22 protein-coding genes and 2 tRNA genes are annotated in these 26679 nt (G+C 41.0%); 13 read left to right on the top strand and 11 right to left on the bottom strand.

All coding sequences use genetic code 11. The features are described from left to right. The first annotated feature begins 1 nt into the window (after position 1). Complete coding sequence (locus tag J4E06_RS08490; RefSeq protein ID WP_349523597.1) at positions 2–1207, top strand: ABC transporter permease; 1206 nt, start codon at positions 2–4, stop codon at positions 1205–1207. Here the strand turns inward: J4E06_RS08490 and dusB are convergent. Beyond that, positions 1204–2196 carry a tRNA dihydrouridine synthase DusB gene (dusB, locus tag J4E06_RS08485; protein ID WP_349523596.1) on the bottom strand — a complete coding sequence of 331 codons (993 nt, stop codon included), beginning with the start codon at positions 2194–2196 and terminating at the stop codon, positions 1204–1206. The two genes, J4E06_RS08490 and dusB, sit on opposite strands and share 4 nt — an antisense overlap. A 52-nt stretch (positions 2197–2248) precedes the next feature. Further along, positions 2249–4669 carry an outer membrane beta-barrel protein gene (locus J4E06_RS08480; RefSeq protein ID WP_349523595.1) on the bottom strand — a complete coding sequence of 807 codons (2421 nt, stop codon included), beginning with the start codon at positions 4667–4669 and terminating at the stop codon, positions 2249–2251. A 151-nt stretch (positions 4670–4820) separates the two neighbouring features. On the opposite strand from J4E06_RS08480, the gene lepA reads away from it, so the two are divergent. Then, positions 4821–6617, top strand: a complete 1797-nt coding sequence (lepA, locus tag J4E06_RS08475) for a translation elongation factor 4 (RefSeq protein WP_349523594.1) — start codon at positions 4821–4823, stop codon at positions 6615–6617. A 2-nt stretch (positions 6618–6619) separates the two neighbouring features. Here the strand turns inward: lepA and J4E06_RS08470 are convergent, their stop codons facing one another. Next, on the bottom strand, positions 6620–6883 hold the full coding sequence (locus tag J4E06_RS08470) for a hypothetical protein (RefSeq protein WP_349523593.1): 264 nt from the start codon (positions 6881–6883) through the stop codon (positions 6620–6622). 128 nt (positions 6884–7011) lie between these two features. After that, the gene (locus J4E06_RS08465; RefSeq protein ID WP_349523592.1) at positions 7012–8859 is read right to left on the bottom strand and encodes a cation:proton antiporter; all 1848 of its coding nucleotides are present in this window, start codon (positions 8857–8859) and stop codon (positions 7012–7014) included. A gap of 210 nt (positions 8860–9069) precedes the next feature. Between J4E06_RS08465 and J4E06_RS08460 the strand changes: the two genes are divergently transcribed. The 8 genes from J4E06_RS08460 (at position 9070) to J4E06_RS08425 (ending at position 18971) form a co-directional block, all read left to right on the top strand. After that, complete coding sequence (locus J4E06_RS08460; RefSeq protein ID WP_349523591.1) at positions 9070–9936, top strand: MBL fold metallo-hydrolase; 867 nt, start codon at positions 9070–9072, stop codon at positions 9934–9936. 25 nt (positions 9937–9961) lie between these two features. Next, a complete protein-coding gene (locus J4E06_RS08455; protein ID WP_349523590.1) occupies positions 9962–11611 on the top strand; it encodes a S8 family peptidase in 1650 nt (549 codons plus the stop codon). Between the two features lie 3 nt (positions 11612–11614). Beyond that, positions 11615–13468, top strand: coding sequence for a M1 family metallopeptidase (locus J4E06_RS08450; RefSeq protein ID WP_349523589.1), 1854 nt, complete (start codon positions 11615–11617; stop codon positions 13466–13468). Positions 13469–13611: 143 nt separating this feature from the next. After that, a complete protein-coding gene (gene rnpA, locus J4E06_RS08445) occupies positions 13612–14418 on the top strand; it encodes a ribonuclease P protein component (protein WP_349523588.1) in 807 nt (268 codons plus the stop codon). Then, entirely contained in the window at positions 14402–16027 is a 1626-nt protein-coding gene (locus J4E06_RS08440; RefSeq protein WP_349523587.1) for a S41 family peptidase, read from the top strand. The genes rnpA and J4E06_RS08440 overlap by 17 nt, the downstream gene beginning before the upstream one ends. Positions 16028–16205: 178 nt before the next feature. Further along, entirely contained in the window at positions 16206–17096 is an 891-nt protein-coding gene (locus J4E06_RS08435; protein WP_349523586.1) for a hypothetical protein, read from the top strand. A gap of 41 nt (positions 17097–17137) precedes the next feature. Beyond that, a complete protein-coding gene (gene dcm, locus J4E06_RS08430) occupies positions 17138–18385 on the top strand; it encodes a DNA (cytosine-5-)-methyltransferase (RefSeq protein ID WP_349523585.1) in 1248 nt (415 codons plus the stop codon). Continuing rightward, a complete protein-coding gene (locus tag J4E06_RS08425; RefSeq protein WP_349523584.1) occupies positions 18363–18971 on the top strand; it encodes a hypothetical protein in 609 nt (202 codons plus the stop codon). The genes dcm and J4E06_RS08425 overlap by 23 nt, the downstream gene beginning before the upstream one ends. Before the next feature lie 50 nt (positions 18972–19021). Here the strand turns inward: J4E06_RS08425 and J4E06_RS08420 are convergent, their stop codons facing one another. The 3 genes from J4E06_RS08420 to J4E06_RS08410 are packed head-to-tail and all read right to left on the bottom strand — an operon-like array spanning position 19022 to position 20816. Beyond that, entirely contained in the window at positions 19022–19462 is a 441-nt protein-coding gene (locus J4E06_RS08420) for a GNAT family N-acetyltransferase (RefSeq protein WP_349523583.1), read from the bottom strand. Beyond that, positions 19462–20379: a cation diffusion facilitator family transporter gene (locus J4E06_RS08415; protein WP_349523582.1), complete on the bottom strand. Its 918-nt coding sequence runs from the start codon at positions 20377–20379 to the stop codon at positions 19462–19464. The genes J4E06_RS08420 and J4E06_RS08415 overlap by 1 nt, the downstream gene beginning before the upstream one ends. Before the next feature lie 5 nt (positions 20380–20384). After that, the gene (locus J4E06_RS08410; RefSeq protein ID WP_349523581.1) at positions 20385–20816 is read right to left on the bottom strand and encodes an RpiB/LacA/LacB family sugar-phosphate isomerase; all 432 of its coding nucleotides are present in this window, start codon (positions 20814–20816) and stop codon (positions 20385–20387) included. Positions 20817–21409: 593 nt separating this feature from the next. Here J4E06_RS08410 and rnr point away from each other — a divergent pair. From rnr to J4E06_RS08395, 3 genes are read left to right on the top strand one after another with little or no spacing between them, the layout of a single operon-like run. After that, positions 21410–23593, top strand: a complete 2184-nt coding sequence (gene rnr, locus J4E06_RS08405; RefSeq protein ID WP_349523580.1) for a ribonuclease R — start codon at positions 21410–21412, stop codon at positions 23591–23593. Between the two features lie 52 nt (positions 23594–23645). After that, the gene (locus tag J4E06_RS08400) at positions 23646–24326 is read left to right on the top strand and encodes a head GIN domain-containing protein (RefSeq protein WP_349523579.1); all 681 of its coding nucleotides are present in this window, start codon (positions 23646–23648) and stop codon (positions 24324–24326) included. Positions 24327–24328: 2 nt separating this feature from the next. Then, on the top strand, positions 24329–24991 hold the full coding sequence (locus tag J4E06_RS08395; protein WP_349523578.1) for a LysE family translocator: 663 nt from the start codon (positions 24329–24331) through the stop codon (positions 24989–24991). A gap of 33 nt (positions 24992–25024) precedes the next feature. Here J4E06_RS08395 and J4E06_RS08390 read toward each other — a convergent pair. The 4 genes from J4E06_RS08390 to J4E06_RS08375 all read right to left on the bottom strand — a co-directional run bounded on the left by J4E06_RS08390 (position 25025) and on the right by J4E06_RS08375 (position 26669). Beyond that, a tRNA-Cys gene (locus J4E06_RS08390) sits at positions 25025–25095 on the bottom strand. Between the two features lie 76 nt (positions 25096–25171). Then, positions 25172–25243: transfer RNA gene (locus J4E06_RS08385), tRNA-Cys, on the bottom strand. Positions 25244–25307: 64 nt separating this feature from the next. Continuing rightward, complete coding sequence (folB, locus tag J4E06_RS08380) at positions 25308–25664, bottom strand: dihydroneopterin aldolase (protein WP_349523577.1); 357 nt, start codon at positions 25662–25664, stop codon at positions 25308–25310. 45 nt (positions 25665–25709) lie between these two features. After that, entirely contained in the window at positions 25710–26669 is a 960-nt protein-coding gene (locus J4E06_RS08375; protein WP_349523576.1) for a PorP/SprF family type IX secretion system membrane protein, read from the bottom strand. Between the last annotated feature and the right edge of the window lie 10 nt (positions 26670–26679).

Here is a 26679-nt window from a genome sequence, read left to right as displayed (position 1 = left end):
TTTGAACTTTCCGCTTTATATCGCAAAACGTTACTTACGGTCCAAAAGCAGCCAAAACGCGGTAAATATCATCAATTTCATTACTTTTTTGGTGATTGTGATAGGTTCCGCAGCCCTGTTTATCGTACTTTCCGCTTTTGCCGGTCTAAAGACGTTCAGCCTTTCTTTTTCCAATACGTTTGACCCCGATTTGAAGGCTTCGCCCACTATTGGGAAGCATTTTACCTTCTCTCCGGATGAAGAATCTGAGCTTGGTCAAATTGAAGGGCTGGCCAACTATTCCAAGGAACTGGAAGAAAGGGCCTACCTTACCTATAAAGAAAAAAGCACCATTGCCTACATTAAAGGGGTGGACGAAAACTACCGTGCCGTTACAGGGGTGGACAGTACCTTGATTTTCGGAAACTGGGGCTCCGATGTCTACAACGGAGTCATTGGAATTGGTATCTATAACCTGCTCGGCGTGCCGATGAACAACAGGACCGCGATGGAGGTATTGGTGCCCAAGCCTGGCGAGGGTTCATTTTCGCAGCAAGGCTTTAATTCCAAACCTTATGATGACCTTGCTTTGGTGGTAAGCGGTGTTTACGCTGTTGAGGAAAGTTTGGATAAAAAATACGTCTTTGCCCGACTTCCTTTGGTGCAAGAATTGTTGCAGAAAGATAGTACCGAAGTCTCCGGCATCAATTTTAAATTGACCGAAAACGCCTCTCCGGATGTGGTTCGGAACTCCATTTCGGAGGTTTTGGGCGACAAAGCCTCAATTTTGACGCGTAGGGAACAAAATACTTCACTCTACCGTATGTTGAACACCGAAAATTTGGCGACCTATCTGATTTTTACCCTCGTGTTGATCATCGCCTTATTTAATGTTGTCGGTGCGATTATTATGATGATTTTGGACAAACAAAAGAATTCCAAAACGCTGTTCAGCCTTGGAACAACCATTAAAGAACTGCGTCGCATCTATTTTATTCAAGGCTTATTGGTCACCTCTTTTGGTGGATTGATCGGCGTGTTGATAGGTTCTTTATTAATTGGTTCCCAATTGGCGTTTGGGTGGTTAAAAATTACACCATCATTGGCCTACCCCGTGGAGTTTAATGTGATAAACTTGCTTATCGTAATAGGGACCATTGTTGTTTTGGGCTTTATTTCTTCAAAAATCGCGAGCAGCCGAATCAACGAAAAATTGATTTCTGCTTAAGCGAACTGGAAATCGCCGAATTTCTCCTGTACCTCATCAAAAGCGGCAAAAACATCCGCAGCATCATCGCTCGTCACCATTTTCATTCGGTATTCCTTAAAGTGTGGAATGCCTTTAAAATAGTTGGTGTAATGCCTTCGGGTTTCAAAAACACCCAATTTTTCACCTTTCCAATCAATGGCCATTTGCAAATGCCTACGGGCGGCCTCCACTCGTTCTTGCATTGTTGGTGGCGCCAAATGTTCCCCTGTTTTAAAGTAGTGTTTCACCTCTTTAAAAAACCAAGGGTAACCAATACTTGCCCTACCGATCATGGCTCCATCCAATCCGTATTCGTCACGCATTTTTACGGCAGCTTCGGGCGTGTCCACATCACCGTTTCCGAACACAGGAATATGCATCCGCTGGTTGTTCTTCACCTCTGCAATGGGTTTCCAATCGGCCTCGCCTTTGTACATCTGCACACGGGTACGTCCGTGAATAGAAATGGCTTCAATCCCAACATCCTGTAATCGCTCGGCCACCTCAACTATCTTAATGGAATTGTTGTCCCAGCCCAAACGCGTTTTAACGGTAACGGGCAATTTGGTGCGTTTAACGATTTCTTCGGTAAGCTTTACCATCAAAGGAATATCTCGCAAAATACCTGCTCCAGCGTTTTTACAGACCACCTTTTTTACGGGACAGCCAAAATTGATATCGATGATGTCCGGGTTGGATTTTTCAACGATGTCCACTGCCTGAAGCATAGAGTCCAATTCGGCACCAAAAATCTGGATACCTACGGGACGCTCTTTTTCGTAAATGTCCAGTTTGATGACACTTTTGGCGGCATCCCTGATCAATCCTTCGGAAGAAATAAACTCGGTATACACCACATCGGCGCCCTCCTCCTTGCACAATTTACGGAAAGGAGGGTCGCTCACATCTTCCATTGGAGCTAAAAGAAGCGGAAAATCAGGGAGTTCTATGTTTCCAATTTTTGGCAAATCCTAAAGTTTTTTGGACTGCAAAAGTACAAAATAGACAATAACCTAAAAGCTAGTTTTCCGATTCAAGTCTATCCCGCTCATTTTTATCGATTCCGCGCTGGTTGTCCTCCAATCGGAAATTTCCAAAATTATAGGTAAACCCAAAGCGGATGAACTGTGTTTCGGGACGTCTGCGATAAAAGTTGTCTTGATTGAGGTACTGCGAACGGTAGGTAGGTACATATTTTTCCAAAATATCTTCTGCCGCTAGCGAAAGGGTTATTTTATTATCGAACAAGGTTTTTCGCAAGCCAATCGTCAAATTAAACTGCTCATCCGATACGTAAGAACCAAAAAGAAACTGCGAAATGTACGTTGCGGCCACCTCTCCTGTAAACGTTCCATCACTTGATAGCGTTAAATAATTGCCCACATAGGCATACACCCCATTTACCTCGTTGGTAAAAGGTACATTGCCGCTTTGTTCTGCCAAAAAAGTCTCTTCTTCGTGGAAAATAGAGGTGTAGGCATACATATACCAAGGAGACAAAATAGTTTTGCTCAGTGTAAAGTCCAACCCATAGGATGTACTCTCCAGCACATTTTGTTTTAGCTCCACCAAGGTTTGATTTTGGTTATCCTGAAACACCAAATAGGCAATGTTGGGCCCATTGTCACGATAGTACACATCGAAGAAATATTCGCTGTTGAGTGTGTAATTAAAGTTAAAATTATTGCTAAAGCTAGGTCTCAAACTTGGGTTTCCCTCTTCGTAATCATTTTCGTTGTAGAAAAAGCGAAAGGGATTCAAGTCGTTGTACTTGGGGCGATTGATATTTCTACCATAATCAAAGGAAAAGCTATGCTTGTCCGATGGTGAATAGAGCACGTACAACGAGGGGAAAGGTTCAAAAAAGTCCTGGGTATTGACCTGATCCAACGTCAAAGAACGCCCTTCGGCCTTGGTCAACTCTCCTCGCACACCGAGCTTCATCGACCACTTGTCCCAGTTCTTCACAAAACTCATATAGGCTGCATACACATCTTCATCGTAGGTGTACAAATCCGACTGCGAAGCATCCACTGTGTTGCTAGACCCAATAAAATTGAAAAAACGCTGATTGTTTTCTGACGTTACAGAGGAAATTTTCGCTCCCGTTTCAAAAGAGGCGTTGCCAATCGGGGTGGAGTAATCCAGCTGCCCGGTAAAAATTTTAATTTCTTGGTCAGTGTCCGAATCAAAGCCAAAATCCCTCAAAAATTCGCCATTTGCATCAAAATAATTGGACCCAAGGCGCTGAAATGTTTCTCCGTTATAATGGGTATAGTGCCCATTTGCTCTTAACTGTGCCCCTTCCTTTTTAAATTTGTGGACGTAAGTAAGATCAAAGGCCAAATTAGTGTTGTCCATCTCGGCATCATTGCGGGTGGTAAAAGTGGAATCCAATTGTGCCTGGGCGTTCCTCATTTCATTGTCCAGAAGGGTTTCTTGCTCTTGATCTAAGTTGAAAAGTAAGTTGGAGGTAAGGTTCAAGCTGTTTCGATCATCAAAATCATAGTCTAAAATAAAGCTTGCATTTTGGGATTGTGATCTATCCGTTTGATTGTAATCCGTATCCCAAACGGAAAAAACTTCGTTCGCATCATCGATAAAATTGATGCCTTTCTTGGTTTTGGTCAATTCCTTTTTTGGGTTGATGGTGTAATTGGCAAATACGTTGAGCTTATCTGTTTTGTAGTAATGACTGGTACCAATACTGTATTTGGGAAAAACGGCTTGGGTGAATGTTCCGTTAACACTGCCCTTGTATCCCGGAATAATGTTTTTACTGGTAACAATATTCAAAATGGGGCCTCCTTCGGCATCGTACCTTGCGGGAGGATTGGCTATCACTTCCACCGATTTAATATTGGTGCCTGAAAGTCCTTGCAACAAATCCTGGACTTCTTGACCGGACAATTGTACCTTTCTATCATTGAGGTAAACCGTTGCATTTTGGCCACGAATCAATAAATCATCCTGGTTGACGATGACCCCTGGGGTATTTTTAAGGATATCCCACGAAGTTCCCTGGGAAACCACGGTGTTTTCTACTGTAAAGACCAGTCTGTCCGGAAGTCGTTGAAGTTTAGGTCGCTGCGCGGTAACCACCACCTCGTCCAATTCGTTGTTTTCCATTGGAATGATCAATGCGCCAAGGGATACATCTTTTTTAATGTCCAATGCCCTTGGTTCCGAACCTCTGCCCACATAGCTCGCCTGGAGCAAATACAGGTCTGCTACCACTTCGGATAGCTCAAAATAACCTTCCTCATTTGCGGAACTTCCTTGAACAAAGGTGGAATCGGCAGCCTGAAGCAGTAAGATATTCGCATATGGAATTACTTGATTCTGTTCGTCCACCACCTTTCCGGTAATCGTAAAGGTTTGGCCGTACATGCCGCCTATTGTAAAAAACACCAATAAAACAATAGTGGTGAGGTTCTTCATTTGAGGTTTGGGTTGAACATCAAATCTAATAAATTATTTTTGAGCGTTATGGGCCTTAATTTTCTTATTGGGAAAAAAACATTTATAGGCATTTAAAACATTTATATTTGCAGTTGATTATATCCCTATTTTAGGGTATGTTATTGTTGATATGGAGAAGATCAGGAATTTTTGCATTATTGCACATATAGACCACGGTAAAAGTACCTTGGCAGACCGTTTGTTGGATTTTACTGGCTCGGTGACCGAACGTGAAAAACAGGACCAGTTGTTGGACAACATGGACTTGGAGCGTGAACGGGGCATTACCATTAAGAGTCATGCCATCCAAATGGACTATGTTCACAATGGCGAAAAATATGTGCTCAACTTGATTGATACTCCTGGACACGTTGATTTTTCATATGAGGTTTCTCGATCTATAGCGGCCTGTGAGGGGGCTCTTTTAGTCGTTGATGCTGCACAGAGTATTCAGGCTCAGACCATTTCCAACCTATATCTGGCCCTGGAGAACGACTTGGAAATAATTCCCGTACTCAACAAGGTTGATTTGCCCAGTGCCAACCCTGAAGAGGTTACTGATGACATTGTGGACCTGTTGGGCTGCAAACCCGAAGAAGTAATACAGGCAAGTGCTAAAACAGGTGTCGGAATCGAGAACATTCTTACCGCGATCATTGAGCGTGTGCCTGCCCCAAAAGGCAAAACCGATGAGTCGCTCCAGGCCCTTGTGTTTGATTCTGTTTATAATCCTTTTAGGGGTGTAGAGACTTATTTCAGAGTGATGAACGGAGAAATCACCAAAGGACAAAAGATAAAGTTTGTGGCCACGGGAAAATCTTACTATGCCGATGAAATTGGCACCTTAAAATTGACCCAACACCCGAAAAACAAAATTTCCACGGGCGATGTAGGTTATTTGATAACAGGAATTAAAGATGCCCGTGAAGTAAAGGTCGGGGACACCATTACCGATTCGGCAAACCCCACCAAAAACCCCATCGGAGGTTTTGAAGATGTGAAACCGATGGTTTTTGCCGGGATTTATCCCGTGGATACTGAAGATTTTGAAGATTTGCGTTCGTCCATGGAAAAGTTGCAGTTGAATGATGCTTCTTTAGTGTTTACCCCTGAAAGTAGTGCCGCGTTGGGCTTTGGTTTTCGATGTGGTTTCTTGGGAATGCTCCATATGGAGATTATTCAGGAGCGTTTGGAGCGTGAGTTCGATATGACAGTTATCACTACGGTGCCTAACGTGAGCTACCACGCCTATACAACCAAAGGTGATCCAGAACCCATCATTGTAAACAACCCAACGGATTTACCGGACCCATCCACCATTGACAGGGTCGAGGAACCATACATTAAAGCTACCATTATCACAAAAGCTGATTTTGTTGGTAACGTAATGTCACTTTGTATAGAAAAGAGAGGTCAAATTGTTAACCAGACATATCTGACGACAGAACGTGTAGAGCTGGTTTTTGATATGCCTTTGGCAGAAATTGTCTTTGATTTCTATGATCGATTAAAAACGGTGTCCAAGGGTTATGCTTCTTTTGATTATTCTCCAATTGGGATGCGCACCTCCAAATTGGTGCGTGTTGATATTTTGTTGAACGCCCAACCCGTTGATGCACTTTCGGCCTTGGTACACTTTGACAATGCTTACCACATTGGAAAAAAGATGTGTGAAAAACTAAAAGAACTTATCCCTAGACAGCAGTTTGATATTCCTATCCAGGCCGCAATAGGTTCCAAGATTATTTCCAGGGAAACCATAAAGGCCTTAAGAAAGGATGTTACCGCCAAATGTTACGGCGGTGATATTTCTCGTAAGCGTAAGTTGCTGGAAAAGCAGAAAAAGGGTAAAAAGCGAATGCGCCAAGTGGGAAATGTGGAAATCCCACAACAAGCCTTTATGGCCGTGCTTAAATTGAATGATTAATTTTAAAATTCTAGCTCACTATCATACTCACATGCTAGTTCCACCACTTGTTTGGGTGTGAATCCTTCTAGTTCTCCCTTAGTTATTGTTTCCACTGGGTCACCATTTTCGGAAACGTCATATGTTCCGTTCCCATTATCACAAATTTCAAATTTATTGCCAAGGTCAGAGGTGCAAGAATCACACTTTTTAGATAGTTCATCATCTTTTGAGCAGGCGGCCATTAAAGTGGCTGCAACTATTGCTGAAAATACAAGCTTTTTCATCTTTTTAAAGATTTATATGGTTAATAATGCACCAAAATACTTGTACTAAATCGTTTATTCACCCCTCAATTGATGGATGCCCCCTATCAATTGATGTATCGGGCATATGCCTTAACTTAAGGTTTTGGCTATTCTTCTTCTTGGGTGTTTTTCTCGACTTCAAGGATTTTTCCTAGGTAAACCAACTTATAGCCTTCTCCTTTTGGTGTAAAGTCCTTGCTGTTGGCCGGAATAATCTCAATACTGCCACTGGGGTCTTTGGTGAACAACGGAACCACATCACGTTGCTCATAGGTGATGTCGATGAGTTTGTCGTAATGCTCTTTGTCCTCCAAGTCAATTTCGTGGATGGTCGGATGTTTACGAACGGTATCCATCAACTGAATAAAATCATCGGTATGGGAAAATAGGCCTTCCTTTGGGTTGTTCTCGGGGTCATTTACCTCATCCGTATTAACCAACCTAAATGCTCCGTTTTCCCCAAACTGTCTTTGAAATTTGTTGATTGCAAATTTGTTAATATCCGAGTTTCCGGTAAGGGCCATTAAATATCCCATGTCGTTAAGCTCGATATTGTCTGTCAAGGTATCGGAAAAAATATTGGCCGAAATGGCCTCAAGTCCTAATTTTTTGGCTTTTTCAACATTGTTCTGATTGTTGTCGATCAAAACAACATGCCTGTTGTTCTTTCTCAGATAGTTGCCAATAAGCCTAGATAATTTAGAAGCTCCAATAATCAAAATACCCTCAGACTTCATCAAAAATACGCCTACAAGTTTGGCAAACAAACGTGCCGTGGTGGCGTTTAGCAATACCGTGCCCAGCACAATCATGAAAACCAGAGGGGTAATGTATTCTGCCCCTGGTTCCCCTCGCAACATCAATTTTGATCCAAAAAGCGAAGCAATACCTGCCGCTACAATACCACGGGGGCCCACCCAACCAATAAAAAGTTTTTCATTGAGTTTTAAGTTGGACCCCTGAGAACTCAGAAAGACACCGACCGGACGGATTACAAAAACAATCACGGCAAAAAGCACCAACGTTCTCCAGTTGTAGATTAACTCCATATCGCTAATATTGATGTTGGCCGCCAAGAGGATAAAGAGTATGGAAATCAAAAGTACGCTTAGGGACTCCTTAAAATAAAGCAGCTCTTTGATGTTCGGCAACTTCATATTGCCCAACACCATTCCCATGACCACAACGGCCAAAAGTCCCGATTCGTGGGCAAAAAGATCGGACTCTACATAAACCAAAAGCACCGTGCTCAAGGAAACTACGTTCAACAAATAGTGTGGTATAAAGTCTCTTTTAATGGCAAAGGCCAATGCATGTGCGAACGTAAAACCAAAAGTGGTGCCGAACAGAATAATTTTGCCGAATTCAACCAACGCCGTTTGGGTAAAGGCCTGCCCTTCGCCTACACTGATAAACTCAAACACCAATACGGCGACCAAAGCACCTATCGGGTCGATAAGAATTCCTTCCCATTTCAAAACCGCGGACACATCTTTTTTAAGGGGAATGTTTCTCAAAATGGGTGTAATCACCGTAGGTCCCGTAACAATGATCAAACCAGAGAACAAAAAGGAAATTTGCCACGAAAGCCCAAAAATATAGTGTGCGGCCACACCCGCACCAAAGAAGGTGACAATGGTACCAATGGTAATCAATTTGGTGATTACAGGGCCTACATTGGATATTTCGGCCCTTTTTAGCGTAAGTCCGCCCTCAAAAAGAATAACACTAATGGCCAAGGACACAAAATAATAAAGTCCCTCCCCAGGAAACAGTCCTTTTTCTCCGTTCCAAATAGGCTCTATAAGTTTTGATCCGTCTTCTGTATATAATGTTGCTATGGGGCCTACCAACAATCCTATCAATATCAAAGGCAAAATTGCGGGCAATTTAAACCGCCAAGCCACCCATTGAGCAATAATGCCTAGAATTATAATTCCAGCGAGTTCGACCATGGTCCAAGTTTTGTGGAAATTTACTGTTTTTCTTTTAGATAATCGATCTTCGTCTTGCTTACCAAACAAATTGAAGCCGCCTTATTGGTCGAAACATTGCGATATTAAACGATACTCAACCAGTTTTTGTTAAAATACGGCCAATATGTCCTTAATTTTTCGGCAATTGGACTGTGCTTTTATTATTTTGCACCCCATTTTATTTTCTAAATGACAATTTATCCCATAGAGACCGGTAATTTTAAGTTGGATGGAGGCGCCATGTTCGGTGTAGTCCCTAAATCTATTTGGAACAGGACCAATCCTGCAGATGGCAATAATATGATTGACCTTGCCGCCCGTTGTCTTCTGATTGAAGATGGTGACAGGCTTGTTTTGATCGATAACGGATTGGGCAATAAACAATCCGATAAATTCTTTAGTTATTATTATCTCTGGGGCGACCATTCTTTGGACAAATCCTTAAAAAATATAGGGTTTCATCGTGATGATATTACCGATGTGTTTTTGACCCATCTGCATTTTGATCATTGTGGGGGCAGCATACAATGGAACAAGGACCGAACAGGATATGAGCCTGCATTTAAAAATGCCCGCTTTTGGACCAATAAAGACCATTGGGAATGGGCCACTCAACCCAATGCCCGGGAAAAAGCCTCGTTTTTAAAGGAAAACCTTTTGCCCATGCAAGAAAGCGGTCAGTTGCATTTTGTGGACAGAAAAGAAAGTTCATTTGTTGAAAATTCCGAACTCGGTTTTGGCATCCACTTTGTGGATGGGCACACGGATAAGCAAATGCTTCCGCACCTAAGGTATAAAGGAAAAACCTTGGTTTTTGTGGCGGACCTTATTCCCACCGTGGGCCACATACCCTTGCCATATGTAATGGGGTATGATACCCGTCCTTTGCTGACCTTACAAGAAAAACAATCATTTTTAAATAAAGCCGTGGAAAACGATTGGCTGCTCTTGTTCGAGCACGATGCCCACAATCAAATCTGCTCCCTTAAGCAGACCGAAAAAGGGGCTCGTTTGAATCAGCTGTTTACCTACGACGAACTATTTAAAGTACAATAAGCTCATTCTTTTACAAACACATGCTATGAATCGCACATATATTAAACTACAACTTCTATCCATTGCCGCCACCCTCTTTTTGTTGGGTTGTGGCTCCACCGCATTAGTTTCAACCCCTGTAGGGAACATTGATGCCGTTCCCTTAAAAATCTCTGAGCTTACCGATGCCGAGAAAAAACATTGGGGCCACCTCGACCTTATTGCCGATACCATTCCAGGTATGAGCGTGGACAAGGCCTACAACGAAATCATAAAAAACAAAAAAGGGAAAACCGTTGTGGTGGCCGTTTTGGATTCAGGTATGGATTTGGATCACGAAGACCTAAAAGGTGTGCTTTGGACAAACACCGATGAAGTCCCCAACAACGGCAAAGATGATGATGGAAATGGTTATGTGGACGATGTTCATGGGTATAACTTTTTGGGCGATTCTTACAACGAGCAATTGGAATACGTTCGAATGCTACGTTTGAACATTGGCGATGCATCCGAAAGAGCTGAGGCGAGGCTTTTATTGGACAAGGAATATCCCGAAGCGGTTCAGAACAAACAACAGTACGAACAAATTTTTCAGGTGGTGAAAGGTGCTGACGAACTTGTAAGAAGCGAACTTGGGAAAGAAACCTACACGAAGAAAGATTTGCTTTCCATAGAGCCAAAAACTGCGCAAATGGAGCAAAGTGTTGCCGTGCTGACCCAAATGTTCACCTATGGTGACAGTATTCCCAAAGTGTTGGAAGAGCTAGAAGAAGGAATCAAGTACTTTACGGAACAAGCCAATTATAACCTCAACAAAGACTTTAACGGAAGAACTCCCGTGGGTGATGATCCCTACGACATTACCGATGTCCCGTATGGAAACGGAAACCCAAAAAACATGGTGGAAACGGAAAGCCACGGCACCCACGTAGCGGGTATTATCGCTGCCAAACGAAACAACGGAATTGGTGTCGACGGAGTAGCCCAGAATGTGGAGATTATGAGTATTAGGGCCGTTCCCAATGGTGATGAATACGATAAAGATATCGCTCTAGGCATTCGCTATGCTGTCGACAATGGTGCGTCCATCATCAACTGTAGCTTTGGAAAATCTTTCTCTCCAAAAGCAGAATGGGTTTACGATGCCATAAAATATGCAGCTTCCAAAGATGTGCTTATCGTTCATGCTGCAGGTAACGACGGTGAAGACCTGGAAATCCCTGAAAACAGGAACTATCCAAACGATGATATGGAAAGCGATCAAGAGTTTGTGGACAATCTGATTACCGTAGGTGCCCTTTCCAGTAGCTACGGATCGGAAATGGTAGCCTCTTTCTCGAACTATGGCAGCCAACGTGTAGATGTATTTGCCCCTGGAGCGGAGATTTACTCTACCATGCCCAACAGCGAATATGAGTTTCAAGGGGGAACATCAATGGCCGCCCCGGCAGTTGCCGGTGTTGCCGCACTGATTCGTTCTTTTCATCCAGATTTATCCGCATCCCAGGTAAAAAATATCATCATGCAGTCCGGTCTTAGAACAAAAAGGTCTGTGATCATGGCGGGCGATGAAACTAAGTCCGCGACTTTTGATAAGATTTCCAAGTCGGGGAAAATGGTAAATGCCTATAATGCCTTAATTTTAGCAAGCAACATCTCAAACGGAAAAATGACCTTAGAAAGTAATTCAAAATAATATATGAAACGTTTACAATCCCTTCTTTTATCAGCCTTTTTTGGAGCTACCCTTTTCTTAAATGCACAAACATCCGATGACTGGCAACAGCATGTGGATTATACCATGGATGTGAAAATGGATGTGAAAACCTTCCAGTACACGGGTACCCAAAAATTGGTCTATACCAACAATTCTCCTGATGAATTGAGCCGTGTTTTTTATCATTTGTACTACAATGCTTTTCAGCCTGGCAGTGAAATGGATATTAGGCTCCAGAACATCAAAGACCCTGACAAAAGGATGATGGAAGACGGAAAAAGTAGGATTGCCTCTCTTTCTGATGATGAAATGGGATATTTGCATGCCAAATCCCTAACCCAAGATGGCCAGCCCGTTACTTTTACTGAAGAAGGAACTATCCTTGTGGTAGATTTGGCGAAACCTATTCCATCCGGAGGAAAAACTACTTTGGAAATGTCCTTTGAAGGGCAGGTACCTCTGCAAATAAGACGTTCCGGTAGAAATAGTAGGGAAGGTGTGGCCCTTTCCATGAGCCAATGGTATCCAAAACTTTCGGAATATGATTTTGAAGGATGGCATCCCAACCCATATATTGCTCGTGAATTCCATGGGGTATGGGGCGATTTTGATGTAAAAATAACATTGGATAAAGATTACACCGTCGGGGGCTCTGGTTATCTTCAAAACCCGCAAGAAATTGGACACGGGTACGAAACACCCGGAACCAAAGTAAAAACAAAGGGAAAAACGTTGACATGGCACTTTAAAGCGCCGCAAGTACACGATTTTATGTGGGCGGCCGATCCGGAATATATCCACGACACTTATGAAATGGAGGACGGACCAACGCTTCATTTCCTTTATAAAGACAACCCGGAATTCAATGAAAACTGGAAAAAACTTCAGCCCAAAACAGCGGAAGCAATGACCTTTTTCAGTAAAAATGTGGGTAAATATCCTTACGAACAATATTCCGTGATACAAGGTGGTGACGGTGGAATGGAGTATGCGATGAGCACCTTGATCACTGGCGAACGAGAATTTGGCAGTTTAGTCGGTGTAATGGTGCACGAAATGGCCCACTCATGGTTTCAGCATGTATTGGCTAACAATGAGTCCAAACACGAATGGATGGACGAGGGCTTCACTTCCTTTATCAGTAGTCTGTGCATGAACCAGATTATGGAACAGAACAAGCAAAACCCTTTTGAAGGATCTTACAGGGGCTACTATGCCCTGGTAAACTCAGGTCTGGAGATGCCACAATCCACTCATGCTGATAGATACACCACAAACTTTGCATATGGTGTTGCAGCCTACAGTAAAGGGTCTATATTCCTTTCGCAACTTGGATATGTAATCGGACAGGATAAATTAATGGAAACCATTCAAAAATATTTCGAAGACTTTAAATTCAAGCACCCCGTACCGAACGATATCAAAAGAACAGCAGAAAAAGTATCGGGAATGGAGCTTAATTGGTACCTAACGGATTGGACGCAGACCACCAACACTATCGATTATGGTATAAAAAGTGTTGAGGCCGATGGCGAAAACACCAAAGTAACTATGGAGCGCATTGGTGAAATGCCCATGCCCTTGGATATTTTGGTCGTGGGCAAAGACGGAACCCAAGAAACGTACTATGTGCCATTGCGCATGATGTTTGGAGAAAAAGACAACCCATACCCCAACCTAGAACGCACTGTTTTAGAAGATTGGCCTTGGGCTTTCCCAACATACGAGTTTACATTGGATATGCCTTTGGAAAACGTTCAAGCCATTATGATAGACCCATCGCAATTGATGGCCGATGTTGATGGAGAAAACAACGTTTATCAGGCAAAGGAATAAGGCTCTCGATATGACAAAACATTTGAAGGGCGGCCGATAGTGCCGCCCTTTTTATTAAGAAAATGCCTTTTGTTGTCCCCTTGAGGGGACCTCAGGGGTGTTCGTTGACCAATTATTCTTAATATATTTAGCTTTTTTGACAATTGAAAAACAAGATTATTCCATACAATCCAAGGTTAAAAGAGTTCGCTAGGCAACTACGTAAAAACAGTACGCTTTCTGAAGTCCTTCTATGGGAAAAAATAAAACAGCGTGCTTTAGGGGTTCAATTTCATCGACAAGTGCCTTTGCTTGAGTATATTGTTGACTTTTATTGTCATGAATTGCAGCTCGCTATTGAAATTGATGGTGTATCCCATGAGTTTAAATATGATAAGGATGCAGAAAGAGACCGTCAATTAGAAAAAGTGGGCGTACATATAATCAGGTTACAAGATATTGAGGTTAAAAAAAATATGTTCAGTGTTTTGATGACCTTAAAAGAAGTCATAAATGAAATGCAAAGTAAAAAGCCTGGTTTTGAAATAGAAAATACGCCCCTAAGGTCCCCTCAAGGGGACAATTTTGATATTTCTTTTCCCAAAAAAGAAAAGCTTACCAACAAAAAACTGTTCGAAGCGCTTTTTACCGAAGGAAAAAACCTGCGGGAGTTTCCCATCAAACTCATATACCTTCCTACACATTTTGATGATGGGGTTCCTGTAAAAGTAGCCGTGGTCGCACCCAAGAAAAAATTTAAAACTGCCGTTGAGCGTAACCGCATCAAGCGTCTTTTGAGAGAGTCGTATCGGCTGAACAAACCCCTCATTTTTAACAACATTGAGGGAAATTATGCGTTCATATTTTTATACCTTGGCAAGAAGGCCCCAAGTTTTGATGAGGTTGACACGGCCATGAAAAAACTCTTAGAGGCCTTTGTAAAAATAGAATTCCATGAAAAGATTGATTAAAAAACAGGTTTTGATTCCCGTTTTGGCAATTGCCATTTTGGTCGGGGCCAGTAGTTTTAAAAGCGACTTTTTTGAGATTGCCAAGCAAATAGAAATCTTCACCACCTTATTTAAGGAACTCAACATGAACTACGTGGATGAAACCAATCCAGCAGAGCTGATGGATTCCGCCATAAAAAATATGTTGGGAGAGCTTGACCCCTATACCCAGTTCTTGAACGAACAAGATGTTGAATCATACAAAATCAACAATTCGGGAGAATATTCGGGCATTGGAGCCCTAGTGCGCTCTTACAAAAACAAATTAGTCGTCGTAGAGCCCTATCAAGGATATGCCGCGGACAAAGCAGGCCTAAAGGCGGGAGATGAGATTATCAAGATCGGAGAAACATTGGTTGCCGATTTTGACGATAATGCCGGCGAGCTCCTAAAAGGAGCCAACAACTCTTCGGTCGAAGTTTCTTTTCTGAGGCAAGGCGAAACCAAAACAGCCACTATAACCCGAGAAGGCGTAGAAGTGGATGCAGTTCCTTTTTATGACATGATCGATGATAAAACAGGATATATTGTGTTGTCCCGATTTAATCAAAAAGCATCCAAGCAGACCCAATCGGCCATGCAAGACCTCAAAGGTCAAGGTGCCGAAAGGTTAGTGTTGGATTTGAGGGGGAACCCAGGGGGGCTACTCTCCGAAGCCATCAATGTAACCAACCTCTTTGTGCCCAAGGGGGAGTTGATCGTAACCACAAAATCCAAGGTCAAAAAATTCAATCAAGAATACAGAACCAAAAACAAAGCAGAAGACGAAGAGATTCCGCTTGTGGTTCTGATCAATGGAAAAAGTGCCTCAGCGAGCGAGATAGTCTCGGGCGGTTTGCAAGATTTGGACCGTGCTGTAATTATCGGCGCAAGAAGTTTTGGGAAAGGCCTAGTACAACGTCCGCTCAAACTCACATACGGAACTCAATTAAAAGTAACTATTTCCAGATATTATACCCCATCGGGAAGGTGTATCCAATCGTTGGATTACTGGAACCGTGATGAAGAGGGAAATGCCGTTCGGAACACTAAATTTAATGAGTTTACCACCCGAAATGGCAGAAAAGTATGGGATGGTGGTGGTGTGATGCCCGATGTGACCATTGAATCCTTAAAGACCAATTCACTTATCGGGGCGCTCGAGGACAACAATATTGTTTTTGACTTTGCCACGGAGTATTTCTACGACCACAATTTTGATTCGGTAGAGAACTTTAGTTTTTCCGATGGTGATTATAATGCGTTTAAATCCTACGCGGAAGAACAAAACTTTTCTTACCAGACCAAAACAGAAAAGTTGCTAGAGGAATCCATTAACAGTGATGATACCTTATTGGGCTCAGAGGTGCAAGAAAAGTATAAAGACCTTCTTTTTGCCGTAAATAGAGGTAAAATTGACGCTTTGGACACCTTCAAAAAAGAAATACAAAAAAATCTGGAAGACGAAATAATTACACGATACTTTTACCGCGAAGGTCTTTACAAATACTATTTAAATCACGATGATGCCATTCTAGCCGCTAAAGAATTATTGGCCGATAGTAACAAATATACCAGTATTTTGAATTAAGAAAAGACACTGAACAACTCATATGGGGTTTTCGTCAACTCAGATACGGTAACCGTCAAGTTTCACAGAAAAGTTATGCAGCAAGGTGCTAACTTGACTGAAAAACTTGCAAATGACCTACACAATTCTAACGCTCACTTTGCTAGCTGCTGTTCTTCTATTTTGGCTTAACAACCTTATGAAGAATTGTTTTTCCAGAACTTTTTGTGTTCTTAAAAACCGAAACAATGGCTCCATTACATCCAAAGAGGCTTCCATAATCTCCGTGGAAACCATTAAAAAAGGCAAAAAGCCCTTGCTGGAACTTTTATTGCTGTTCGAGAACTTTTCTGGTCATCACATTCATAGAAAAATTAGAGTTTGGGACACCAAACCCCATTTAAATCGCTTTCAAACCGATAAGACCATCCAAATTGGGCTCAATATTGCCCGAAAACCAAAAGACCCTATCTTTCTTTCTCAAAAACCTTGTAGATTCTCCTTTGTTTTTGTCATTATCTGTAGTTTAAAAATGGTGCTTTACATTATTGGCAGTTATATCTTAGTTGGAGAGGCCTTGGAAAAAATATTTGCATCCCCGCAACAGTATGAGCTCATTTTTAAAGCCTCTAAAACCTGGCAAATTGGATTGATCTTAATTGGCATGAGTGCTTTTATATATTCAATCTTACGTAAAATTGGCATTTTGGTAAATGGTAAGACATTGGCCCATAATTGGAACTTGCTTTTTTACGGTCTAGGCACCACCGCAGATGTATCGGACTTTAAAAATACGGGGGCGGTGATCAAGCATGACCCTGTTTTTGATTTTTCCTATTTATTTAGGTCACACACTGGTGAAAAAATCGAGGGAAATGATAAAAAAATAACCGACAACACGCAGTTACCTCAAGAAATAGAACAATTGGATGTGATGTATTTACCAAGTGATCCATCCATATCGCGCATTACGGAAAACTTGGAGAATCAAGAATTTTCAAGTTTTTTAAATACCTTGTTTATGATTGTGGTTTTCATTTTTTCTGCCGTTTTTGTGTTTTCTTTTTATCAAACTGTATTTGGAGCTTAAATTTAATGCAACAAAAAAACTAATAAATCCTATTTTTGGGCATGCAACAACTCAAAGTGTGTGAACTTTTTGCCGGTGTGGGCGGTTTTCGTCTGGGATTGGAAAACACAGGACACTATAAAGTAGTTTGGAGCAATCAGTGGGAGCCCTCTACAAAAATGCAGCATGCCTCCCTAGTTTACGAAGCGCGGTTCGGAATCGAAAACCATTCCAATGTCAATATTGAGACTGTGGAAACCAAAAATATCCCGGACCACGACATACTCGTAGGTGGGTTTCCTTGTCAGGATTATTCCGTGGCCACTTCCTTGAAAAACTCCAAAGGGCTTATCGGTAAAAAAGGAGTGCTTTGGTGGTCCATCCATCGAATTTTGACCGAGAAAAAGAACAAGCCGAAATATCTTTTTTTAGAAAATGTGGACCGTCTTTTAAAGTCTCCTTCGACACAACGGGGAAGGGATTTTGCAATAATGTTACGTAGTTTGTCGGATTTGGGCTATGCGGTGGAATGGCGGGTAATCAATGCGGCCGAGTACGGAATGCCTCAGCGCCGAAGGCGCGTTTTTTTTCTGGCATATTTAAGCGATACGGACATTTACCTAAAGCTCCAAAAAACGGAACCAATGGACTGGATGTTGAATAAAAGCACTTTCAATGATGGCTTTCCCGTTGCTCAAACAACACAGAGCTTGATTTCTTTTGATTTGGAAAAGGATTTGTTATCCATTTCCAACAACTTCAACAAGGAAAAAGGACTTTCTCCTTTTTTAAACACAGGTATTTGTGTGGATGGAAAAGTTTCTACGCTAAAAACCTCGCCTTCCTATGGAGGCAAAAGAACCTTGCTCTCCGATATTCTTGAAAAAGGGCCTATTCCTTCTGAATATTATATTAATGCATCGGATTTGCCCAAATGGGAATATTTAAAGGGCTCCAAAAAAGAAATACGCAAGACCAAAGCTGGTTTTGAGTACAATTATAGCGAGGGAAGCATGGTTTTTCCCGATGCTCTTGATCAACCTTCCAGAACAATAATAACCGGCGAGGGCGGAAAATCCCCATCCCGGTTTAAGCACGTGGTCCAAACCTCCAAGGGACTGCGAAGACTTTTACCTGTTGAATTGGAACGGTTGAACATGTTTCCGGACTATCACACCAAATTGGAGGGCATTTCTGATGCCAAGCGTGCCTTTTTTATGGGCAATGCACTTGTGGTGGGCATTGTGGAGAAACTGGGTGCTTCGCTGTTCCGGAAAATATCCGAATTTGAAAAGCAAGTTCAAAGCTGACCTATCCAAAGAAAAACAATTAACCCCTTTGCTGGATTCCTATTACCAAAAACACTTAAAGCAATATTGCTTTGAGCGGATTTCTAATCTTAAAAAACAACTACAGGGCATAGATCTTATCCTAAAGGATAACATTTCGGGAAAGCGATTTTTTGTGGATGAAAAAGCACAGCTGGACTACGTAAATGAAAACTTGCCCACATTTGCTTTTGAGCTTATGTATCTGAAAAATACTGTTCAAAAACAGGGGTGGCTGTTCGATGTTTCCAAAAAAACACAGTTTTATGCCTTAATCACTAGTATTTATTCGGATGAAGATGATGTTTTTACCTCTTGCAACATCACATTTGTGAATCGGGAAAAATTGATTCAACATTTAGATGGTGTAGGATTATCGCAAAAGGGACTTGAGCAAATCATTTCTAAAAAGCAGAACAAACATGGCAAACTGACTTTAGAACCACTGAACCCGAAAAGCGAAGGATATCTCTTCTTTTCCACGAAAAACAAAGCAGAAAAGCCTGTAAACCTTATTCTAAAACTTGATTTTTTGATTAAGATTGGAGTGGCGAAAAAACTAGTTTAATCCTGTCATTCCTGCTCTTCGCCTTTGCTCAGCATCCCTGTAGCATAACCTTACGCTTTCAACATCCTCCTGTGCGGAATACCATCTTCCAAATATTCTTCGCCAATAGCATTAAAACCTAGTTCCGTATAAAATTTTAATAAATAGGATTGCGCGGAAATTTCTATCGGTTTATCTGGAAACCTTTGGTTTATGGCAGCCAATGAGGCTTGCATAATCTGCTTGCCCAAACCGTATTTACGTTGGCTTTGACTTACTACTACCCTGCCAATGCTTACATTATCAAAATAATCGCCTGGTTCAAAAACCCTAGTATAAGCTACCACTTCACCATCTTTAATGCCCATAATATGAAGTGCTTTTTGGTCTTTGTTGTCCACATCTTGGTACACACAGTCCTGCTCCACCACAAAAACCTCGCTGCGAAGGCGTAAAATTTGGTAGAGTTCTTCGGTAGTTAGCTCGTTAAATGTTTTTACGGATACTTCCATTAATCTTGCACTATTACACTTTTTGAATCGCATTTATCAAACTCCGGCTGAATGTTCACATGGTTAATGCCATGCTTGTGGTAGACGTGTTCCTCTATTTCGTCCAGAATTTTATCGAACTCGGAAAGGCGAATATCATTTTTAAAATCGATGTGGGCTTCCATGTGTACTTCTTCTTCATTGAGTTGCCAAATATGCACGTGGTGGACGTTCTTAACTTGGTCTATGGTACAAATGGATTCCACAATCTCTTGAATCACTACCGATTTTGGTGTAAAAAGCATCAACACTTTGGTGGATTCCTTCAATAGGTCGTACCCCATATAGATAAGGTAAATGCTTATGATCATTGTGAGTATGGCATCGACCCAGTAAACCTGAAAATATTTCATTAAAATACCCCCGATCAATACCGCTACGGACGCCATCATATCGGTTAGCAAATGCAAATAGGCAGATTTCATGTTCATGTTATGGTCAGCGTCCTTTTTTAACAATAACACACTAAAACCATTACCTACAATAGCTATCAATGCGAGCCAAATGACGAGGTTGGATTCTATTTCCTGCGGATTCATCAACCTTTCAACAGCTTCTTTCATCAAAATTATGGCCACTACCATTAGGGTAGCCGCATTAATGAATGCAGCCAATATTTCAGCCCTTTTATAACCAAACGTTTTTAAGCTGGACGCTTTTCGCTGTCCCAATCGGCTTGCACCATAACTGATGACCAAGGAGAGTACATCGCTAAAATTATGGAGTGCATCGGACAATAAGGCCAAACTTCCCGAAAGCAAGCCCCCAATAATCTGCGCCAAGGTAATTCCGATGTTAAGAATTATGGATATGAGCAGATTTCTCCCTCTTAAATCAGGATGTGCGTGCGAATGTCCATGATTGTGGTGGTGACCCATTGGGCTTATCTACAAGGTATTTTTTCAATTCTTCGCTCGTGCCTGCCGCCTTGAAACTCGGTATTGAGAAAAGTTTCTACCATATCCAATGCCTGTGGTAATGAAATGAAACGGGCGGGCAAACTCAATATATTGGCATCGTTGTGCTCCCTGGCCAGTTGAGTGATTTCTTTGTTCCAACACAGGGCCCCTCTAACACTTTGGTGTTTATTTATCGTCATAGTGGCACCATTGCCGCTACCACAAATAACGATGCCCAGGTCTACATTTCCTTCGGATACATCATTCGCCACCGGATGCGTAAAGTCAGGATAATCTACACTATCGGCCCCGTCCGTGCCGTAATTGATAACTTCTATTCCTTTGGATTTTAACAGACCTATAATAGCAAGTTTATAATCTGTTCCTGCATGGTCGTTTCCTATGGCAATTTTCATGACTTTGTATTAAAATAGGTATAAAACAAAGGTACAATATCTTTTAAAGTTATACTGTTTATAAAAACGAGCCAATTTTTGCATTTAATTAAAATACAACCTATTAACTATATCTCCGTTTTGTTAACTATTTATATAAAACTATTGGTAACGAAATTTTGTAATTCAATAAAATCGATCATTAGAAATAATAATTTAATGTTGGGGTAATATTCCATTAAAAATTAATCAACCTATGTACACTATTTTTTGTGGGTAATTAACATTAAAAACACATTAACTTTTCAATAAATTGATGTTGACAACGGTTATTAATAATCGTGGATAAAAATGATAACTTCCTGATTTTTAAATTTCTTATGTTCTGACAGTTTGTTCACAAATTCTTTTTTGTGTTCAAAGCAACTTTTTCTTCAAAATCTTATTCCACATTTCAACAATACATCATCATCATCATTTTAATTAAATTTAAAAAAGAAGAAAAAATATAATATTGATAATTGTTGATAAAGTTGACTTTGTTTGTGATTCCTCTTTCATTCCTTGTTGGTCAAGGATTATAATTCGTATTTTTCAAAAAAATAAGGACGTTAATGTCAAAGAAAAAAAAGAGAGCTGGTAGTCAGCGAAAGAATGAAATTACGAAGGGCATTTTCACCGTACTTGAAAAAGAACCATCTAAAGCATTCAATTACAAGCAAATAGCTTCAAAATTAGATATTACTGATACGCAAGATAGAAACCTATTGATTAAAAGATTAGGCCAATTAAAGGCCAGTGAACGTATTATTGAGCCCGAAAGGGGGAAGTATCAAAAGAAACCATCGCTACATACTTATTTTACGGGAAGAGTAGATCTTACCACCAGTGGTAACGCTTATATTGTGGTGGATGAGCTGGAGGATGACATCTTTGTTCAGAACAACAATTTGAACAGGGCCTTCCACGGGGATACGGTTGAAGTGTTTCTAAAACCTAGACGGAAGAGCAAAAAGATGGAAGGTGAAGTTTCCAAAGTGCTTGAACGAAAAAAACCTTCGTACGTGGGAATTGTGGACAAGCAGGAACGCTTTGCTTTTGTTCGACCCACGGATTCCAGAATGTACACCGATATTTTTGTTCCCTTGGAAAAGCTTAAAAAAGCAAACGATGGGGACAAGGTTTTGGTAAGTCTTGGAGATTGGCCAGCTGATACCGATTCGCCCTATGGTGAAGTGATTGAAGTTTTGGGAAAACCTGGTGAGCACAATACAGAAATTCATGCCATTTTAGCGGAATATGGTCTCCCAAATGAGTTTCCCTATGAAGTAGAGGAGTTCGCCAAAACATTGGATACCAGTATAAAAGAATCCGAAATCGCGAAGCGAAGGGATATGCGCGATGTACTTACCTTTACTATAGATCCCAAGGATGCCAAGGATTTTGATGATGCACTTTCCTTTCAAAAATTGGAGAATGGAAATTACGAAATAGGCATCCATATTGCGGATGTATCCCATTATGTGCAACCCGATACCATTTTGGAAGATGAAGCTTATAATCGTGCCACTTCGGTTTATTTGGTAGATCGTGTGGTTCCTATGTTGCCCGAAGTACTTTCCAATAAAGCGTGTTCGCTAAGGCCGAATGAAGAAAAATATACGTTTTCAGCCGTTTTTGAAATGGATGACAACGCCAAGTTGGTAAAACAATGGTTTGGTAGAACCGCCATTAATTCCAATGAGCGATTTGCTTATGAAGAAGCGCAGCATATCATTGAGACGGAACAAAACCAGATTCCGAAAGAAATATCCATCAGGGAAAAGGCCTATGCCGTTTCCGACGAAGTTGTCGAAGCCGTGCTTACTTTTGATAGATTGGCCAAAATTATGCGCCAAGCCCGGATGGATGCAGGTGCGATTTCTTTTGATAAAATTGAAGTTAAATTCCATTTGTCCGAAGATAACGAACCGGTAGGAGTCTATTTTAAAGAAGCCAAGGATGCCAACAAATTGATAGAAGAGTTTATGCTCTTGGCCAATAGAAAGGTGGCGGAGTTTATCGGTAAGCAGAAGAAAACATTTATATACCGAATACACGACAAGCCCGATGAGGACAAATTGATGGCTCTGAACGGGGTTATTTCCAGATTTGGTCACAGTATCAATTTAAAGGACCCTAAGACCATCAACAAGTCCCTAAATCAGTTATTGGAGGATGTAAAAGGTAAAAAAGAACAGAATCTTGTAGATACCTTGGCCATACGAAGTATGAGCAAGGCCATTTATACCACGGAAAATATTGGGCACTATGGTCTGGGGTTTGAATATTACACCCATTTTACCTCGCCAATTCGACGTTATCCTGATGTAATGGTGCACCGATTGCTACAGCACTATCTGGATAAAGAGAAAACACCAAAAGCCACTTTGTACGAAGAAAAATGCAAACATTCTTCCGATATGGAACTATTGGCAGCCAATGCAGAACGGGATTCTATCAAATACATGCAGATCAAATTTATGGAAGATCACAAGGATCAAGAATTCTTGGGTGTAATTTCTGGGGTTACCGAATGGGGCATTTATGTGGAGATTGTGGAGAACAAATGTGAAGGTATGGTTCGTATTCGCGATATAAAAGATGATTACTATGTGTTTGATGAACGCCAATATGCCATTATAGGGGAACGTACCAAACGAATGTACCAACTGGGAGACGAGGTTTATGTGATGGTGAAGAGCACCGATTTGATCAAAAGGCATTTGGACTTTTCGTTGATCGGTAAAAAGAAGTGATACTATTTTGGAATAAAATTTGTTATCCTATTGAGAACCAAATTTTTATAACATGAGACCAATTACGATTGTTATATTGTTCCTATCGCTTCAATATATTGAAGCACAGGACGCTACCATTACCCAAAATCTACAAAACTTTACCGAAGTAAAGGGGTTCGATGGTATTTCCATCAATTTAATACGTTCCAACGAAAACAAAGCAATCATTACCGGTGCCAATACCAATAATGTTGCCATTGTAAATAATGATGGTATATTGAAGATTCGAATGGAAATCGTTAAAATATTCAGTGGATATAGAACCTATGTAGATCTTTATCATACTGAAGAACTGGTGGTGATCGATGTTAATGAAGATGCAAGAATATCATCCGATGATACTTATGTGCAGGAAATTTTGGAACTTAAGGCACAAGAAGGAGGTGAATTGGAGATAAATTGCGAAGTAGATCAATTATTGATCAAAGCCGTTTCTGGCGGTGAAATCTTTGCAGGGGGATTTTCCAACACCCAAGACGTGATTATCAACACGGGCGGGACATATAACGGAAGAACATTTAAAACTAAATTTACTACCATAAGCGTAAATGCGGGAGGAAATGCAGAAATCCATGCAACGGACTATGTTAAGGCCAATGTTAAGGCCGGTGGCGAAGTACTGGTATATGGTGATCCAAAAAAAATGGATGAGCATACCCTTTTCGGCGGAAAAATAAAAAGAGTGCACTAATAATGATTGACGACATCCAAGCTGCAATACCGTTGGGGTTTTTGTTGAGCTTTATGATTGGTCCTGTTTTCTTTGTTTTATTGGAAACAAGTGCCACCAAAGGCTTCAGGGCTGGGGTAAGTTTGGATATTGGCGTTATTTTTGCCGATATTGTTTTTTTGTTGATAGCCTATTTTAGTAGTTTTCAGTTATTAGAAAACTTGAGCAACGAACCTGGTCTTTTTGTGTTCGGAGGTATGATTCTGTTGGTTTACGGAATTTTTTTGTTCGTGAAAAAAGCAAAGAAAAAATCAAATGTTAAGGTCTCGAAGGGTACTTATTTAAGTTTGATTGTCAAAGGTTTTTTGTTGAACTTCATCAATATTGGTGTACTTGCTTTTTGGTTGGGTTTGATCATTGTGGTGGGACCCAGTTTGGAAAATAACCCCAATCGGATGATGGTATTCTTCAGTACCGTGTTGATTGTTTACTTTGCTACGGATCTTATAAAGATAATTTTGGCCAAACAATTGAAACGCTATTTGACACAAGAGCGCATTGTGCTCATCAAAAAAGGGTTGGGAATTGTTCTTATAATCTGTGGAGTGGTATTGATTACCAAAGGTTTTTTGCCCAAGGATAAGTTTGATATTCAAGAAAAAATAGAGAAACTTGAAGACCTGTAACAAAAAAACCCAGCACTAAGTACTGGGTTTTTGAGGCATCGAGCGGATTCGAACCGCTGTACAAGCTTTTGCAGAGCTCTGCCTAGCCACTCGGCCACGATGCCAATTGGATCGCAAAGCTAAAAATATTTTGTGAATATTCAGTTTTTATGATAATCTAAATATCTAGCAAAATTATAGAGGCATCGGGTGGACTCGAACCACCATAAAAATCCTTGCGGGACTTTGTCTAACCAATTCGACCACAATGCCGTTTGTAATGGTATTTTCAAAATTATTAAAAGATTAACAGTTTCAACGGTTAAGATATTGTCATTCAACGAGTAATTGCGAGTTTTACCGAAACGCTTTCCACATCGCCACCAATAGGCGGATTTATTTTGGAAACTTCGACTTCAACCTGGGTTACTTCTATGATTTCCTCGAATATACGATCAATGATTCTTTTGGCTACATGTTCCAATAAATTGGAACGTACCGTCATTTCTTCTTTTATAATGTTATTGAGATGGACATAGTCCACGGTTTCGCTCAGTTGGTCGGAGGCGGCAGGTTGAGAAAGGTCAGCGGTAATTTCCAGGTCCACCCTGTAATCGCTGCCAATGAGCATTTCCTCCTTTAAACACCCGTGGTTGGAATGTATCCTAATATTTTTTAACCTGATTTTTCCCAAAGCTCTTAGTTACGAAAGGGCAAAAATAGGGTAAAACGCATTAAATCAATACATACATCTACAGTTACTTATTCCTTGGAAAAGATCCATTCCCACGGTTAGTACGTGGGTACCGGTACTATACCCTAATATTTCGTTGGTGATAACTTGATAGGAATAGCCAAAATAGAAGTTGCTCTTTTTAAAACCGGCTATCGGAGCAATGTAAAGCGGTTTTCCCAATTGATCGTTCAAGAAACGGTAGGTAACACCTAAATAGTAGTAATCTTCAAAGTCACGAATACGGAATTTTGTGTTCAAATCAGTAACCGAACGTCCATCGCTTTCAAACCATTGAAAGAACACCGAAGGTTCAATTTCCAATTTACTGTTCTTGCTCTTGGAAAAGCTGTAGCCTGTGTAAGCGTAGTAATTTCTAAGTTTATTGGGTTCAATACGGATAATATCAGTATTAAAATTAGATAGGTCCTTGTTAAGTATGTTGCCAGCATTCAAGCTAAAAAAGAACTTATCGTACCGGTAAAGGACTCCCAAATCAAAGTTATGATTGGTTGTGGCCTTATCATCTGCCGGCAATTGACCGTTGTTCTCTTCAAACTGTTCTACATCTATTCGAAATTGGTTAAAGTTGTAAGAGATACCGAAAGACATGAAAATATCATCATACCTGTCCAATGTTAAATGGTGGGCAAATGATACTCTGGCTCCCCGTTGTCTGGTAAAACCATTACTATCATTGTACAATAGCATTCCTACTCCAGACCTGTTTCCAATCCGCGCATCCGCGGCCAAGGTTTGGGTATCCGGTGCATCTTCGATGCCCACCCATTGGGTAAGACCGTTTAGGCGCACCTTGATATGATCACCAATACCAGCATAAGTCGGGGACATTAAAAAGGGGTTGTCCGCAATATACTGGGATAGTTGGGGTACGGTCAACTCTTGTCCCCTGGCACAAAGTGCCAAGGAAACAAATAGGATAGTTGAATATACTTTTTTTAACATGGGGTCAAGT

The sequence above is a fragment of the Allomuricauda sp. NFXS6 genome (assembly GCF_040148835.1).
Classification (GTDB): Bacteria; Bacteroidota; Bacteroidia; order Flavobacteriales; family Flavobacteriaceae; genus Flagellimonas.
This window is presented reverse-complemented; position numbering and strand designations above follow the sequence as displayed.

What these genes read in the sequence shown, in the direction of transcription:
- J4E06_RS08480 (WP_349523595.1), bottom strand. Translation starts at nt 4,669, where the DNA reads ATGAAGAACCTCACCACTATTGTTTTATTGGTGTTTTTTACAATAGGC.
- lepA (WP_349523594.1), top strand. Translation starts at nt 4,821, where the DNA reads ATGGAGAAGATCAGGAATTTTTGCATTATTGCACATATAGACCACGGT.
- J4E06_RS08470 (WP_349523593.1), bottom strand. Translation starts at nt 6,883, where the DNA reads ATGAAAAAGCTTGTATTTTCAGCAATAGTTGCAGCCACTTTAATGGCC.
- J4E06_RS08465 (WP_349523592.1), bottom strand. Translation starts at nt 8,859, where the DNA reads ATGGTCGAACTCGCTGGAATTATAATTCTAGGCATTATTGCTCAATGG.
- J4E06_RS08460 (WP_349523591.1), top strand. Translation starts at nt 9,070, where the DNA reads ATGACAATTTATCCCATAGAGACCGGTAATTTTAAGTTGGATGGAGGC.
- J4E06_RS08455 (WP_349523590.1), top strand. Translation starts at nt 9,962, where the DNA reads ATGAATCGCACATATATTAAACTACAACTTCTATCCATTGCCGCCACC.
- J4E06_RS08450 (WP_349523589.1), top strand. Translation starts at nt 11,615, where the DNA reads ATGAAACGTTTACAATCCCTTCTTTTATCAGCCTTTTTTGGAGCTACC.
- J4E06_RS08440 (WP_349523587.1), top strand. Translation starts at nt 14,402, where the DNA reads ATGAAAAGATTGATTAAAAAACAGGTTTTGATTCCCGTTTTGGCAATT.
- J4E06_RS08435 (WP_349523586.1), top strand. Translation starts at nt 16,206, where the DNA reads ATGAAGAATTGTTTTTCCAGAACTTTTTGTGTTCTTAAAAACCGAAAC.
- dcm (WP_349523585.1), top strand. Translation starts at nt 17,138, where the DNA reads ATGCAACAACTCAAAGTGTGTGAACTTTTTGCCGGTGTGGGCGGTTTT.
- J4E06_RS08420 (WP_349523583.1), bottom strand. Translation starts at nt 19,462, where the DNA reads ATGGAAGTATCCGTAAAAACATTTAACGAGCTAACTACCGAAGAACTC.
- J4E06_RS08415 (WP_349523582.1), bottom strand. Translation starts at nt 20,379, where the DNA reads ATGGGTCACCACCACAATCATGGACATTCGCACGCACATCCTGATTTA.
- J4E06_RS08410 (WP_349523581.1), bottom strand. Translation starts at nt 20,816, where the DNA reads ATGAAAATTGCCATAGGAAACGACCATGCAGGAACAGATTATAAACTT.
- rnr (WP_349523580.1), top strand. Translation starts at nt 21,410, where the DNA reads ATGTCAAAGAAAAAAAAGAGAGCTGGTAGTCAGCGAAAGAATGAAATT.
- J4E06_RS08400 (WP_349523579.1), top strand. Translation starts at nt 23,646, where the DNA reads ATGAGACCAATTACGATTGTTATATTGTTCCTATCGCTTCAATATATT.
- J4E06_RS08395 (WP_349523578.1), top strand. Translation starts at nt 24,329, where the DNA reads ATGATTGACGACATCCAAGCTGCAATACCGTTGGGGTTTTTGTTGAGC.
- J4E06_RS08375 (WP_349523576.1), bottom strand. Translation starts at nt 26,669, where the DNA reads ATGTTAAAAAAAGTATATTCAACTATCCTATTTGTTTCCTTGGCACTT.